The organism is Nostoc sp. DSM 114167 (genome assembly GCF_052692655.1).
On sequence record NZ_CP195116.1, the window covers coordinates 7,952,900 to 7,967,144 of the forward strand.

11 protein-coding genes and 1 pseudogene are annotated in these 14,245 nt (G+C 39.2%); 10 read left to right on the forward strand and 2 right to left on the reverse strand.

From position 1 onward, the window contains the following. The first annotated feature begins 122 nt into the window (after positions 1 to 122). Both NSTC731_RS33410 and NSTC731_RS33415 read left to right on the forward strand, forming a co-directional pair. A complete protein-coding gene (locus NSTC731_RS33410) occupies positions 123 to 500 on the forward strand; it encodes a hypothetical protein (RefSeq protein WP_292843718.1) in 378 nt (125 codons plus the stop codon). 871 nt (positions 501 to 1,371) lie between these two features. Further along, entirely contained in the window at positions 1,372 to 2,457 is a 1,086-nt protein-coding gene (locus tag NSTC731_RS33415) for a glycosyltransferase family 4 protein (RefSeq protein WP_445632232.1), read from the forward strand. 158 nt (positions 2,458 to 2,615) lie between these two features. Here the strand turns inward: NSTC731_RS33415 and NSTC731_RS33420 are convergent. Further along, positions 2,616 to 4,172, reverse strand: a pseudogene (locus NSTC731_RS33420) (phospholipase D-like domain-containing protein); the annotation flags it as partial. 217 nt (positions 4,173 to 4,389) lie between these two features. On the opposite strand from NSTC731_RS33420, the gene NSTC731_RS33425 reads away from it, so the two are divergent. The 6 genes from NSTC731_RS33425 to NSTC731_RS33450 all read left to right on the forward strand — a co-directional run bounded on the left by NSTC731_RS33425 (position 4,390) and on the right by NSTC731_RS33450 (position 11,988). Further along, entirely contained in the window at positions 4,390 to 5,559 is a 1,170-nt protein-coding gene (locus NSTC731_RS33425) for a cysteine desulfurase family protein (RefSeq protein WP_445628704.1), read from the forward strand. 42 nt (positions 5,560 to 5,601) lie between these two features. Further along, entirely contained in the window at positions 5,602 to 9,420 is a 3,819-nt protein-coding gene (locus NSTC731_RS33430; RefSeq protein ID WP_445628705.1) for an nSTAND3 domain-containing NTPase, read from the forward strand. Between the two features lie 37 nt (positions 9,421 to 9,457). Further along, positions 9,458 to 9,685 (forward strand): antitoxin, encoded by a 228-nt coding sequence (locus tag NSTC731_RS33435; RefSeq protein ID WP_445628706.1) that lies wholly within the window; start codon positions 9,458 to 9,460, stop codon positions 9,683 to 9,685. Next, entirely contained in the window at positions 9,686 to 10,087 is a 402-nt protein-coding gene (gene vapC / locus NSTC731_RS33440; RefSeq protein ID WP_445628707.1) for a type II toxin-antitoxin system tRNA(fMet)-specific endonuclease VapC, read from the forward strand. Positions 10,088 to 10,166: 79 nt separating this feature from the next. Further along, complete coding sequence (rbsK, locus tag NSTC731_RS33445; RefSeq protein WP_445628708.1) at positions 10,167 to 11,105, forward strand: ribokinase; 939 nt, start codon at positions 10,167 to 10,169, stop codon at positions 11,103 to 11,105. A 241-nt stretch (positions 11,106 to 11,346) separates the two neighbouring features. Further along, complete coding sequence (locus NSTC731_RS33450) at positions 11,347 to 11,988, forward strand: transaldolase family protein (protein ID WP_445628709.1); 642 nt, start codon at positions 11,347 to 11,349, stop codon at positions 11,986 to 11,988. A gap of 63 nt (positions 11,989 to 12,051) precedes the next feature. On the opposite strand, the gene NSTC731_RS33455 is transcribed toward NSTC731_RS33450, so the two are convergent. Further along, positions 12,052 to 12,945 (reverse strand): LysR family transcriptional regulator, encoded by an 894-nt coding sequence (locus NSTC731_RS33455; protein WP_445628710.1) that lies wholly within the window; start codon positions 12,943 to 12,945, stop codon positions 12,052 to 12,054. Between the two features lie 177 nt (positions 12,946 to 13,122). On the opposite strand from NSTC731_RS33455, the gene NSTC731_RS33460 reads away from it, so the two are divergent. Both NSTC731_RS33460 and NSTC731_RS33465 read left to right on the forward strand, forming a co-directional pair. After that, complete coding sequence (locus NSTC731_RS33460; protein ID WP_445628711.1) at positions 13,123 to 13,407, forward strand: hypothetical protein; 285 nt, start codon at positions 13,123 to 13,125, stop codon at positions 13,405 to 13,407. Between the two features lie 4 nt (positions 13,408 to 13,411). After that, positions 13,412 to 14,068, forward strand: coding sequence for a glutathione S-transferase family protein (locus tag NSTC731_RS33465; RefSeq protein WP_445628712.1), 657 nt, complete (start codon positions 13,412 to 13,414; stop codon positions 14,066 to 14,068). Positions 14,069 to 14,245: the final 177 nt, after the last annotated feature.

A 14,245-nucleotide genomic window follows, 5' to 3' on the forward strand; every position in this document is an offset into this window, starting at 1 on the left:
AGAAATATAAATAATAATATTTTCCACGTGCCTACCAGTGGAAAATGTTTATTTGGTGGATGTTCACCCTGGTAAAGTTTGCATCCACCGATACCACTTTTACAAATGGGTAATTCTATTTTATGTTCACAAGGTCAGAACTCGAAATCAAAACTACTGCTGAGTTAAGAGACTTATGTAGGCGTTACGGATTAAAGCCTACTGGGAATGGAGGTTACAAGACTAGTTGGATTGTCACCTTGATGGCATTTCCCCAGATAGCACTCTCTCAATTAAGGCAAGGAAGAGGGTTAAAATCACCAGGCTTTAGTGTTATTCAATTCCTCGAAGGGGTCGTAGATGAGATGAACTCCCCCACTGATGAACAAGCAGCATTAATTCGGATAACTTTAGAGGGCAAGGCTATGAGCTACCCTGACCGATACGACCAAGAGAGTTTACTAAACTTGCATAAAGCTAAGATGCACCTTGAGATGGCTATCGGACTGCTAAATCAGTAAATCGCGCCGTGTGCGACTTTTTTTCAAACCTAACCCCCAGCCCCTTAAGAGCTAGGGTTGGGGAGCAAGAATCAAAGCCTCTCTCCGTTTCGGGGAGAGGTTTGGAGAGGGGTTCTAAGAATAAGTTGCACATCGCGTTAAATCAGTTTACAAGCCGAAAGTAGTTAGTTCCTAGCAACCTAAAGCTGGGGACTTTTCTATATCCCATATACCCAAAGGCTTGTGTCGCCTTGTTTCCAGCCTGGAGGCTGGGAATATATTTAAAGTGGGCTTCTGCCTCTTGTCAAGAAGATCGGAGGCAGAGCCTCCCAGAATGGGTTAAGAGCCTCTAGGATCTTAACCAGTCAGAGCAAGGGCTGTATCTTAACAAGCGTGCCATTCCACTCACAGATACTTAAATTCAGGAAATCATTCTTATGACCGCAGCATGAATAAAGCTTTGAACTAAGAAATAACCTGTCAATTTGAATAAATTTACCTCCCTCTCTCTAGTTTGTAGCTGATGAAATTAAGCAGCATACCAAAACCAGCATCATGTATTGACTTGGCTAGTTTGGTACGTTAAATATCAGCATTCATCTGAGAGTTTGACGATTTTATAAAGTTTTTTTGATCGGCAAAATATATATTTAAGATTGTACAAAATCACCAAAAGTTAATCATTTAGAGTAAATTTACCTCTTTAGAAGTGGATAATTTGCGTACTAGGATAGATGAAAATTATATAAGTAAAAGCTTAGGCTTTAGAAGCAATTGTTTATAAGTTTAGTATCTGAAGTTAATTTCTGATGCAAAGTGAATCAATTAAAAGCACTACAACAACAGAAAGAAAAAACTTCTAATTCAAGTTTTATTTGTTAGGAGGTTTATGATGCGAATTGCTCAAGTAGCTCCACTGTGGGAAAGAGTTCCACCTCCAGCTTATGGTGGCATAGAGTTAGTAGTAGGGTTACTGACTGATGAATTAGTCCGGCGCGGACACGAAGTAACTTTATTTGCATCGGGAGATTCGATTAGTCTAGCAAAACTAATTTCAGTTCATCCCCGCGCTCTCAGACTCGATCGCACAATCAAAGATTACAGCACTTACGAGATGCTGAATCTAGCTTCGGTGTATGAACGTGCAGAAGAGTTTGATATTATTCACTCCCATATTGGTCATGGGGCACTGCCTTATGCAAATCTAGTAAAAACTCCTACAGTTCACACGTTGCACGGTACTTTTACCCCTGACAACGAAAAGATTTTTAGTTTTGGGAAAAAACAACCCTACGTCAGTATTTCCAATTCACAACGAGAACCAAGATTAGGGTTGAACTGTATAGCAACGGTTTACAATGGGATTGATGTTAACAGTTATAAGTTTCACTCCCAACCAGAAGATCCTCCTTACCTAGCATTTTTAGGTCGGATGTCTCCAGAAAAGGGAGTGCATTTAGCCATAGAAATTGCAAAACTTGCTGGTTGGCATTTAAAAATGGCGGGTAAGATAGATGTCGTTGATGTGGAATATTTTGAGAAGGAAATTAAACCACATATCGACGGAAAGCAAATAGAGTATTTAGGTGAAGCCAACCATGCTCAAAAAAATGCCTTGATGGGAGGTGCAGTAGCAACTCTGTTCCCCATCACTTGGCGGGAACCCTTTGGATTGGTGATGGTAGAGTCAATGGCTTCCGGTACGCCAGTGATTGCGATGAAATTGGGTTCTACTGAAGAGGTAATTTCCCACGGAAAGACGGGTTTCCTCTGCAATAATATTCAAGAGTGCATCAGTGCGATCGATCGGGTAACAGAGTTAGACCGCTATGCCTGTCGTCGCTATGTTGAAAACCTTTTTAGCGTTGAGCACATGACTGATGGTTATGAGGCAGTTTATCAACAGATAATAGCAGAACGATTTTCTCAGAATGGACGTTTCCGTAGTTTGCTTAGTTTAGGTAGCAGCCAAATTTAAATATGGTATTTGTGTAATCTTAGATGTTTTTAACTAGGTAGAATACAGATCGTTGTAAGGGTGTGCAGCTAGCTGTGCGCCCTACAAAGTCACGCGATCGCTCCCCATTTTTCTAAAGTTATAGCACTCACTCCTGGAACTTTTCCTAAGTCTTGTCAAGATATAAATTGTTGCTGTTGACGACTAATAATTATTCGCTTTGCTAATTTTTGATCTACGCCAGGAAGAGTTGCTAATTATGCTAAACTTGCGGTGTTAATATTTACTTTTTGAATTACTTTTAACTCAGTTTATAAAGAAGTTTTTATTTGAGGACATCGTGTTTGCTCTAATTTAATTTTTTGTTGAATTGCTGGTGGTAAGCCTGGTTTTACTTTGGCATAAAGACGAGCAAATTCTCGCACATAATGGGCAGCAACTATCGGATTTTTGATCGCTACAAGCGTCTCATCGTTACCATTATTGGCCGCATCTGACCAATTATGAGAACCTGTAATTACTGTTTGACTATCAATAACAGCAAATTTGTGATGCAATAAATCGCCTTTGGGTAATACAGGTACACCTACGGTAGTAATTGGATTTGACCAAGGATGATTGTCAACTTCATATTTACATTTGTTACTAAGAGCAACCCCCATCATATCTAAGGCTTCGCTATAAGAACGGTAGGCAAATTGTGGTTCAATTAAAGCGCGAATTTGCACACTTTGTTGATGGCGTTTTTCTAAAATATTGGCAAGAGGCTGTTCGGAAAAGACAAATAACGCCATGTCAATAGATTTGGTTGCTGAATCTAAAGTTTTACCAATTAAACCATTACTACTGTTACTCCAAAGTTGAGTTGGAGAAGTCGGCGAAAATTGCACAGTAATTTTGGTGTTACCTAAAGTTATTTCTTTAGGTAAACGCATCGGTTTTTTCAAACCAAATCGACTATCTGGTTGACCTCCTGGGCCATCACCCCACATAATATTAAACTCTTCTGTAAATAAAGCAGCTAATTCTGGGCTGTCAATCTGCAATAAATTATTGGCATTGCCTAAACTGCTAAGATTTGTAAAATCACCAGAAGTATCACTTAATGTAAAGTTGGCGGAAGTGATAATTACAAGGCGATTGTCTACAATCACAAATTTATGATGCATCAAGCTGCTACCCGCTGAACCATCTGCTCGATCGTCTATCCAGGGAATTTGGGCATTCTGCAAAATTATTAAAGCATCTCTTTGATTGATTTCGGCTGGACTGAGTTGATTATCTTGGTTAAGATCGATAAATTTGCGAAATTCGTTGTAACGTTCCTGTTCTCTTTTATCTAACTTACCTACTTCAGCAGATGTTAAGCTACTCCAAGGTCGGCTATAGGTATTTTCTAAAATGATTCTGACTTTTACCCCAGCTTTTTGTCTACCAACCAATGCTTGGGCAACTTTGGGTAAACGTAATTCTTGTACTGCTACATCTACTGTAGATTTAGCTTGCACAATAGCATCGACAATCTGTTTTTCTAAATCATCCCCCAGACGAGTTTGCTGACGGTAAGCTTCTTGGTATTCTGAAGACTCAGAATGGTTAAAGTAAGCTTGAATTAACGGGTCTTGTGGTAAGGGTGCTGGACGCTGATTGTAGGACTGGACTCGTTGACAACCCGCGAGAGAGAATATCAGTAAAAAGATATATAAAAAATATCTTTGTCTAGAGATAAGTTGCACTGTAATCTGTTAAAAGTGGATTGGAAGTGGATATATTTATCATTCCCAAAATTTTTTGTTCTGAATTAAGTAGAGAAATAAGTTTCTAAGTAAAGGGAAAAATCCACTATCAGATGTAAAATTACAGATATTTTTTTCTGGATTTGTCCACAAAAACTGTATATGCTGACAAATCCGCAGTCTATCACTAACCTGTGTTCTCACTATTATCGGTTTTATGCAAATTTATCTAGATTACAGCGCCACTACTCCGACTCGAAAAGAAGCGATCGCAGTTATGCAAACAATCCTCACTCAACAGTGGGGCAATCCTTCCAGTTTACATGAGTGGGGACAACGGGCGGCAACGGTTATAGAACAAGCCAGAGTCCAAGTAGCTGGTTTAATTAACGCCGCCAGTCCTGAATCGATCGTTTTTACCTCTGGTGGCACTGAGGCAGATAATTTGGCGATTATGGGTGTGGCTCGGTTGTATGCTGTACCTCAACATCTAATTATTTCCAGCGTTGAGCATTCGGCAATTTCTGAAACAGCAAGGTTTCTAGAAACGTGGGGTTGGGAAGTTACGCGCTTGTCTGTTGATGTTAAAGGTAGAGTCAACCCTCTAGATTTAAAGGCGGCATTGCGACATAATACAGTTTTGGTTTCTATAATTTACGGTCAAAGTGAAGTTGGGACTGTGCAACCGATTGCAGAACTGGGTAAGATAGTGCGATCGTATGGGGCTTTGTTCCATACAGATGCGGTGCAAGTTGCAGGACGCTTACCTATAGATGTACAACAACTACCTGTAGATTTACTTAGCCTTTCCAGTCATAAAATATATGGGCCGCAAGGTGCAGGGGCTTTGTACGTGCGTCCTGGTGTGGAATTAATATCCTTACTGGGCGGTGGTGGACAAGAAATGGGATTACGTTCTGGTACGCAAGCAGTACCGATAATTGCCGGATTTGGTGTAGCAGCAGAATTAGCAGCCGAAGAATTAGCTACAGAAACACCACGGTTAATTAAGTTACGCGATCGCGCCTTTGCCCAATTAGCTGAGATTCCTGGTTTAATTCCTACAGGGGATGTTTGCGATCGTTTGCCTCACCATGTCAGTATGTGCTTAGAAAACGCCGATGGGGAAAAACTTAGCGGTAAAACCTTGGTGCGACAATTAAACCTTGCTGGCATCGGCATTAGTGCTGGTGCTGCTTGTCACAGTGGTAAACTTAGCCCTAGTCCGATACTTTTAGCGATGGGTTATTCCGAAAAAGCTGCCTTGGGCGGAATTCGTATCACATTGGGGCGTGATACGACTGAAGCTGATATAGATTGGACGGTGATGGTGTTGAAGCAAGTTTTGCAAAGGCTGACACCGGATTTATCTTTAGTTAAGCGTTAAATTATTGGCAACGCTACTAAGATTTCAACCGTGTAAAGTTATATGTCAAAAATTAACCAGATCCAAAACGAACTACGGGAACAAAGCGGTGAAAAGTTCCAAAAGATTGCTGACGCTTACCTTCACAAAAAAGGATATGAGCAGATTAATCCCCTTGGATCTGTAATTGGCGCTGACAAAGTGAGGACAGGAACTCCAGATACATTAGTAGTGCTATCTAATGGAAAGTATGTCTTTGCAGAATACACAACAGAGAAGAAAGGAGTTGCTCAGAAATTTAAGAAAGACCTCGACAAGTGCTTTGATGAGGTAAAAACTGGAATATCTGTTGAAAAAATCCAAGAGATAGTTTTATGTCACACATCGATGCTTTCCCCAGATGAAGAAGTTTTATTGAGGGAGGAATGCCAGAACCAGGGAGTCAACCTTAACATCTTTGGTCTTGGCCCTATATCTTATGATCTTTACCAAAAATATCCAGGCATTGCAAGAGATTTCCTTGGAGTTGAGGTAGATACAGGACAAATCGTTGATCTTGATGAATTTATTAAGGCTTACGATAAAAAAGCGGCTACTCCTCTTAATACAACTTTCCACTTTCGAGAGGAAGAGTTAGAGCAAGTATCGCAAGGATTAAATAACAGTAATCTTGTTATTGTATCTGGCAAGGCAGGCATTGGTAAATCTCGATTGGCGCTCGAATGTTGCAATCAATTTTTAGCAAATCACCCTGAATATCAGGTTAGATGTATTTTTGTTCGAGGAGCAGATATTTTTGAGGATCTCCGTGTCTATTTTTCAGAACCGGGTTGTCACCTCATTTTTGTAGATGATGCAAATCGGGTCAACTCATTTGAGTACTTCATTCAAATCCTTCATGATAAACGCGAGGATCAACATATAAAGATCATTTCTACCGTTCGAGATTATGCCTTTGAAAAAGTTAAAGACTTAGCGCATTCCTATAAAAATCGAACTGAGGTAGAGCTAAACTCTTTGGATGAGAATCAGATAAAGCAAATACTTAAGAAAGAGTACGAAATTATTAATCCCCTCTATCTCAACAGAATTGCCGATATTGCACAAGGAAATCCTCGTCTTGCAATCATGGCTGCACTGTTAGCAAAACAAGAAGAGAGACTTGACAGCATTAAGAATGTATCTAATCTTTACGACCAGTATTACTCTTCAATCCAAAAAGATTTACAAGAACTCGGTGATGAAAACCTTTTGAAAGCCGCTGGGATTGTTGCATTTTTTAGGACGGTAGATCGTTCAAACGAAAAGATGATGGAGGAAATTGAGACAGCATTCGGCATTAGCCAAGAACTTTTCTGGAAGGCTGTTTGCCAGTTACATGATCATGAATTGCTCGATATGTACGAGAATGAGATCGTGCGAGTCTCGGATCAAGTTCTCGCTACCTATCTTTTTTACCTTGCCTTCTTTAAGGAAAAACTACTCAATTTCGCTGTTCTTATAAATCACTTTTTCCCTGAGCTTCAGTATCGAATTGTTGACGCTCTCAATCCTGTTCTGAATACTTTTGATAGTAAAAGAATTATAGAGATAATACGTCCACACGTTAATCAAGCATGGCAAACATATCAAAATGCAGGAGACGAAAAAAATCTGATGCAGTTCATACAGGTGTTCTGGTTCCTCAAGCAAACAGACATCCTTGTATATATTCAGAAATGCATTTCTGCAATGGAACCCGAATTAGCAGACCTCTCTAAGTTGGAAATTAAGACTAACTCTAATATTCCATCACTTTCTCTCCTCAGCACACTAGGGTTATTCAACCATTCAGATGAGAATAATCTTCAAATGGCATTAGAGCTTATTTTGGAGTATGTCACAAAACGACCGACCGAAATATCGCAAGTGCTTTACCTTCTTACCGAACGATTTGGGTTTGATCACGAATCCTATCGTTATAGATTTGCTATTCAGCGGATAGTAATTGATGTACTATGGGAACGGGTTAGAGATGGTGAAAATATAATGTTTTCAAAGCTATTTATTGCGGTGGCTGAACATTATCTTTACACCGACTTTAACACTACTAGGATGAAAGGGAAAGGAATCAACATCTTTAACTTCACCTTACCAGCAACGCCAGAAATGGCAGAACTTAGACAAGAAATTTGGCAGAGCGTATTTCAACTTTATCAAGTACCTGTTCTCAAGAAAGATGTGCTTAATCTTCTTTACAAGTACAGTACATCAGGTTACAAGGTCTCAGAAAATGAAATAATTATCCAAGATTCATCTGAGGTGCTTGCTTTTATTGAGTCATATCTGGATACCAGTAGCTATTTAAATTGTCTGGTTGTTCAAAGCTATTTAGATCATTTAGATCATCATAATGTACCATTTGTTAAAAATTTACGCGAACGGTTTACCAATAAAACCTATGCGTTATCTGAAATTCTTTTTTATGATCCATCAAAGAGACAGAAACTCAATGTAGCAAACAAGGAAAATAAACAACTTAGAGAAGAAGAAATTCGAGAGTTTTTAACTAACTATAACTTTGAGGAAGAAGAGCAACTTAAGCAACAAAAAAATCATGATTTTTTTGTAAACTACAACTTAGAGGACTACAAGAGTTTTTTCAAGCAATGTCTTGAGATTCAGGAAGAAACAGAACGTCGAAATCATAATATATTCCATCTTGCAAGCAAAGTAACCAGAGTTTTTATTGACCTAGCAAATCGAGATCCACAACTCTATGCTGATGTAGTAGAAAATTACATTATTCTTGGAAATCCACTGAATATTAATGATGTTCAACTTATAAATCACCTATTTCAAGTTTTAGGCATTGATAAAACTTATGAAGTTATTAATCAAGGTTCTTTTTCTTTAAAAAGAAAGTGGTTGTTTGACTTTTATAAGTTATTACCTCAAGAACTGATTAGAGAAGAACATCTAGAGCAACTTTATACTCTCTATAAAGAAAGTGAGGTAAGTGATATACCACACGATTTAAACTTTGTTATAAAATATCATGCGCTAGATGAAAATTTATTGGTTAAGATAGTCGAAATTCTCTTGAAAAATGCTTCTAAAAACTCCAATAAATTTTATCCATTATCGTGCTTATTTCATAGATATGAATTCAATACAGTTTTGATTAACCTTTTTGATAATCAATTGAATGTGCTGAAAAAAGCTTATCTTGAATTCATAAAAAATGACTGGGATACAGATGATAAGGGACAATACTTTGCTTATATACTAAAACGCGATCCAGAATTCATTCTTGAATACATGGATTGGATTTACCGCCAAGAATATCAATCATATCATTTTGAAAATGAACGAGATTATTCCTTCCTATGGCGATGTGACAACTATGAGAACTTCATGACGCAGATCATTGAATATATTTATCAACGGGATGAGGAGTATCTTAGCTTAGGCTCTATTAGACTTAGCAAATTCTTTATTCTCAGTGCAGATTTAAAAGATCATGAAATTTTGTGGGAGCGGCAAGATAAGATCCTGATGAAATTACTAGAATCTCGATGTAATGATATTCCGTTTACCGAATTTATATTTGATATAGTTACAAAATTCTCATATAAAAGAAGACATTCATTTGTAGAATTTTTTATAAATAAAAATCAAAAATTCGATGACTTTAAAAAACTTAGCCTAGAACCTAGCTCTTGGAGTTGTGTAGGAAGTTGGGTTCCCGTATATCAGAATCGCGTTAAGTATTTAGAGTCACTGCTTCCACTTTTCAATAGTGTAGCTTTTTTGCAACATAAGCAATACGTAGAGCAACTTATTCAGGGATTACGGGAAGAAATTGAAAGAGAAAAGAAGCAGGACTTCATGCACGACTAGGTTATGAAATACTAGCTAATTTAAGGACAAAAACACTATGAACACTGCAAAAATTACTACTGATGGCACTCACCAAATGGTCATTTTACCCGAAGATTTCCAACTCACTGGCACTGAAGTTTATATCAAAAAAATTGGTAACGCCATTGTCCTCATTGCCAAAGATAACCCCTGGCAATCCCTAATAGAGAGTCTAGACAATTTCTCCGATGACTTCATGAATTCTAGAGATCAGCCACTCCTCGACACTAGAGAGAGCTTTTAAATGCGATACCTGCTTGATACGAACATCTGTATTTACCTCATCAAGCAAAAACCCCAAAAAATACTGGATAAATTTCAAACCCTTAGCATTTCTGATGTTGGTATCTCGTCTATCACCGTTGCTGAACTCGAATACGGAGTTGCCAAAAGTCAACAGCAAGAGAAAAACCGCATCGCCCTGATGCAATTTCTGCTACCTCTAGAAATTGTCGAATTCAATCAAGCATCTGCAACGATTTACGGCAGCATCAGAAGCGATCTCGAAAGTAGAGGACTTATTATTGGTGCAATGGATATGCTCATTGCTTCTCATGCGCTGAGTTTAGGAGTTATCCTAGTCACCAATAATGTGCGAGAGTTTTCTCGTATTCCTACGCTCCTATTAGAAAACTGGGTTGAGTAGTTGTCAATATGCGATATGTGATGATATTGCGTTACTGGCATCCTGTAATATCAATCTGAATAACTTTAAGATCCGCATCATGAGTATTATCGTCTTCGGCAGCATAAATATAGACTTGGTAGCAACAACACCCCGGTTGCCAGTTGCAGGAGAAACGTTACTAGGAGAAGAATTTTTTAAAGTTTCGGGAGGCAAAGGAGCCAATCAAGCCGTAGCATTGGCAAAATTGGGCATTCCTACCCAGATAGTGGGGCGTGTCGGCGCAGATGATTTTGGGACAGAACTTGTTAACAATTTGCAAATATCTGGTGTGCAGACTGATAACATTTTTGTCGATAAAACTGTTAGTTCTGGAGTTGCGATTATCACCGTGAGTCAGACTGGTGAAAATCAAATTGTCGTCATTCCTGGTGCAAATGGGCGCGTCAATCAAGAAGATGTAGAGCGATTATCCCACTTTTTACCAGCAGCTACAGCACTACTTTTACAACTAGAAATTCCGATTAATGCCGTGGTTGCTGCTGCTAAAGCTGCAAAAGGTGCAAACATAAAAGTGATTTTTGACCCCGCACCCGCACAATCTAATTTACCAGATGAACTGTATCCATTGGTGGACATTATTACACCGAATGAAGTTGAAGCATCGCAATTGGTGGGTTTTCCTGTGAATGGAGAAGAACAAGCAGCTAAAGCAGCTGCGGTTTTATTGCAACGGGATGTGAAATGTGCGATCGTCAAGCTGGGTGCTAAGGGTGTTTTTTGTGCGACTGCTGAAGAAGAGTTTTTTGTACCCGCATTTTCAGTTCATGCAGTTGACACAGTAGCCGCAGGCGATGCTTTTAATGGTGGTTTAGCGGCGGCACTTTTTGAAGGACTTTCCTTACATCAAGCAGTTGTTTGGGGTGCAGCAGCAGGTGCTTTGACAGCAACAAAACCAGGCGCACAAACTTCGCTACCGGATAGGTTTACATTTGATGCATTTCTTAAGGAAAGGGGAATGAATGGTGGTATTGAATAATTCGTAATTCGTAATTCGTAATTCGTAATTACGTTTTGTGACGAGGATTTAGATTTAGGCTTCAATTCGTTCTGCGGTCGTTAGCCAGGGTACTTAAACCCCCAAACTAGTTAAAAAAGGCATAGATAAACAGGTAAAATACTTATCTGATAGGGATTGGCAGAAATATTAGTGCAAAGCTTCTGAACGATGTAGGGTGTATAGCAGCAGAAATGCAGATAGGAAAAGTGAGGAATTAAGTATGGCACTATATCTAGATTCAGCGATCGCATCGGAAGCTGAAGTTGTTAAGCTTTGGGGATGGGTAAAAGGTATCACCACAAATCCCACGCTGTTATCTCAAAGCGATACTCCACCAGAAACCACGCTCAAAAAGTTGGTTGCCTTGACAAATGGGCCGTTATACTATCAACTTATGGCATCTGATAAAGCTGGGATGCTAGCTGAAGGTAGAAAAGCTTTCGAGATTATTGGTTCACAAACAATTTTGAAGATTCCCGCAACACCGTTAGGGTTTGAAGTGGTGGCGAGTCTATCACCAGAGATTACCTGTTCGGTGACAGCGATTTATAGTGCAGCACAGGCAGCAGTTGCACGGGAAGCAGGAGCTAAAATTGCCATAGCTTATGTAAATCGCGCTACCCGATTGTTAGGTGACGGTATTGCCTTAGTGCGGGATATGGCTAGCATACTCAAAGGTAGTGATACAGAAATCTTGGCAGCTAGTATCAAATCTCCTGAAGAAGCAGCCGCATCGTTGCAAGCCGGAGCGGATCATTTAACTTTACCATTGGCAATGTTGCAGGCGATCGCAACTCATGAATTCTCACAAAAAACTGTTGAAGAATTCGCTAAAGGAGGCATCGGTTTAAGTAATTCGTAATACTTCTCTACGAGAGGCTGCGCCAACGGCTACGCTCAGTACAAGTTTGTAATTCGGATGCGTTCAATAAGTGAATTTAGCTAAACTATAAAAATCAAATTTACTCAACATTTCCAAAAAGGTGAATACCGCAGGTACTTGCAGAGTATTAGATAAAGTTGCAGTTGCAATGACTCTTTCAAGTGGTGTAGGTAAAGTGTAGACCTGCACCTTTGGGGGAATGGGTACAGCTGCTAAACGAGGCATAATAGCTGCTCTCAATCCTTGATTCACCATGCTAACGACTGTAGAATCTTCTTGAATATCGGTAGCAGTATTGATTGGAATTGCTAAAGTCTTCAGGTGGTTGTGAAGAATGCGTCCGCAAGGTGTACAAGGAAGCAAAACTGGCGGATAGGCTGCGATGTCTTCCCAAGTAATTTTCGGACTGCTAATTTTGCTATCTGGTGGTAGTAAAGCTACATACTCATCCCGAAAAATTTCCCAGGTTTCAAATTCTTCACCAGTTGGGAGACAGGTAATACCAATATCGGCACGTCCATCATGCAAACACTGCTCTACATCCGTGAAAGCACTACACTCTATGATTGTGACAGCAATTTCTGGAAATTGATTGTGAAATTGAGCGATCGCTTTTGGTAATAAATGCGTAGCGACGCTGCGAAAAGCTGCAATTCGCACATGACCACCGTGTAAACCTTTATGTAGGTTGGCTTCCTGTTGCATCATGTTTAGATGCTCCATTGCTTGACGCGCATGATACAAAATGCGCTCTCCAGCAGGTGTCAGCACAGCACCGTGACGACCTCTCGCAAATAATGGCACACCCAATTCTTCTTCTAGGGTGGCGATCGCATGACTAATTGCAGGTTGGGAAAGTTGCAATTCTAAGGCTGCTTCACTAAAATTACCACGATCTGCGACTGCAACTATGGCTCGGAGTTGGGAGAATTTCATAGGCAATTGATGAGAATAAGGGTATACACATCCTGGCTTTATTGTGGCAAAAACGTTGTATTAGTGATTTCTCATATCTATAAATACCATTTATAGAACCTATGCAAGCCATGATTTGATTCCTAACTGAGATATTGTTACTGTTTTATTTACTGAGTAACTTTCAGGAATAATTTTATGAAAAATGACATTAGGTGTCTATCAACAGAAGATATAAAAATAAATTGTAGTCCGTCATTCCAGAAAAAAACTCATTCCAACTTCTGGAAATCTTTGCATTTGATTTGGGAAAATTTTGTTAAAAAACTCCTAGCAGATCCGAATGAATTACAAGTTTGGCAAAAGGTTGACCGCCACGGTAATATCTATTGGCAAGCTTACGACCCTGTAACCGGAAAATCTTTTTCATCAGGTTCGGAAACTGATGTGTCTATGTGGATTGAACAACTTTATCGGTATTAAAAATATGACACAACTTACTTTAGTAATTGGCAACAAAAATTATTCATCTTGGTCTCTTCGTCCTTGGTTAGCGATGAAGCAATTTGGTTTAGAATTCAATGAGATTCGGATTCCTCTCTATAACAACCCAGATTTTTCATCAAAGGTTCGGCAATATTCGTCATCAGGAAAAGTACCTGTGTTATTGCACGATACACAAACGGTGTGGGATTCTCTCGCTATTTGTGAATATCTAGCTGAAACTTTTACAACTCTGCAATGGTGGCCAGAAGATAAGGCTGCAAGAGCATTAGCTCGTTCTATCAGTGCAGAAATGCACTCAGGATTTCAAAACTTGCGTCAGAATATGCCAATGAACTGCCGTACTAAATATCCTGGTAAAGGTTTAGAACCCGGCGTACAACAAGACATTGACCGCATTACTAGTATCTGGCAAGAATCCCGTCAAAAGTTTGGGGATAGTGGCAATTTTTTGTTTGGCAATTTCACGATTGCCGATGCTTTTTTTGCTCCAGTTGTTTTACGGTTTGTCGCCTATGATGTGCAGTTAGATACTGTTTCTAAAGATTATGTAGAGTCAGTTTTGGCACTTCCAGCAATGCAAGAGTGGATAAATGCAGCAAAGAATGAGACAGAAGTTATTCCTCAGTATGAGTTTTAGGGAAATAGGAAATAAGAACAACTTCAATTCTAGATGCAAATCAAAGGAATATTCCTACTAAACATTTCTATAAATTAAATATGCGTTATTTAGAACTCTTGTACAGAGACATAGCAATGCTATGTCTCTACATTCTTTTTTAGAGCTTGATAATTTGAGATAATTATGGCCCCTTGT

Coding starts and splice junctions, on each gene's coding strand:
- NSTC731_RS33410 (WP_292843718.1), top strand. CDS start 123: ATGTTCACAAGGTCAGAACTCGAAATCAAAACTACTGCTGAGTTAAGA.
- NSTC731_RS33415 (WP_445632232.1), top strand. CDS start 1,372: ATGCGAATTGCTCAAGTAGCTCCACTGTGGGAAAGAGTTCCACCTCCA.
- NSTC731_RS33425 (WP_445628704.1), top strand. CDS start 4,390: ATGCAAATTTATCTAGATTACAGCGCCACTACTCCGACTCGAAAAGAA.
- NSTC731_RS33430 (WP_445628705.1), top strand. CDS start 5,602: ATGTCAAAAATTAACCAGATCCAAAACGAACTACGGGAACAAAGCGGT.
- NSTC731_RS33435 (WP_445628706.1), top strand. CDS start 9,458: ATGAACACTGCAAAAATTACTACTGATGGCACTCACCAAATGGTCATT.
- vapC (WP_445628707.1), top strand. CDS start 9,686: ATGCGATACCTGCTTGATACGAACATCTGTATTTACCTCATCAAGCAA.
- rbsK (WP_445628708.1), top strand. CDS start 10,167: ATGAGTATTATCGTCTTCGGCAGCATAAATATAGACTTGGTAGCAACA.
- NSTC731_RS33450 (WP_445628709.1), top strand. CDS start 11,347: ATGGCACTATATCTAGATTCAGCGATCGCATCGGAAGCTGAAGTTGTT.
- NSTC731_RS33455 (WP_445628710.1), bottom strand. CDS start 12,945: ATGAAATTCTCCCAACTCCGAGCCATAGTTGCAGTCGCAGATCGTGGT.
- NSTC731_RS33460 (WP_445628711.1), top strand. CDS start 13,123: ATGAAAAATGACATTAGGTGTCTATCAACAGAAGATATAAAAATAAAT.
- NSTC731_RS33465 (WP_445628712.1), top strand. CDS start 13,412: ATGACACAACTTACTTTAGTAATTGGCAACAAAAATTATTCATCTTGG.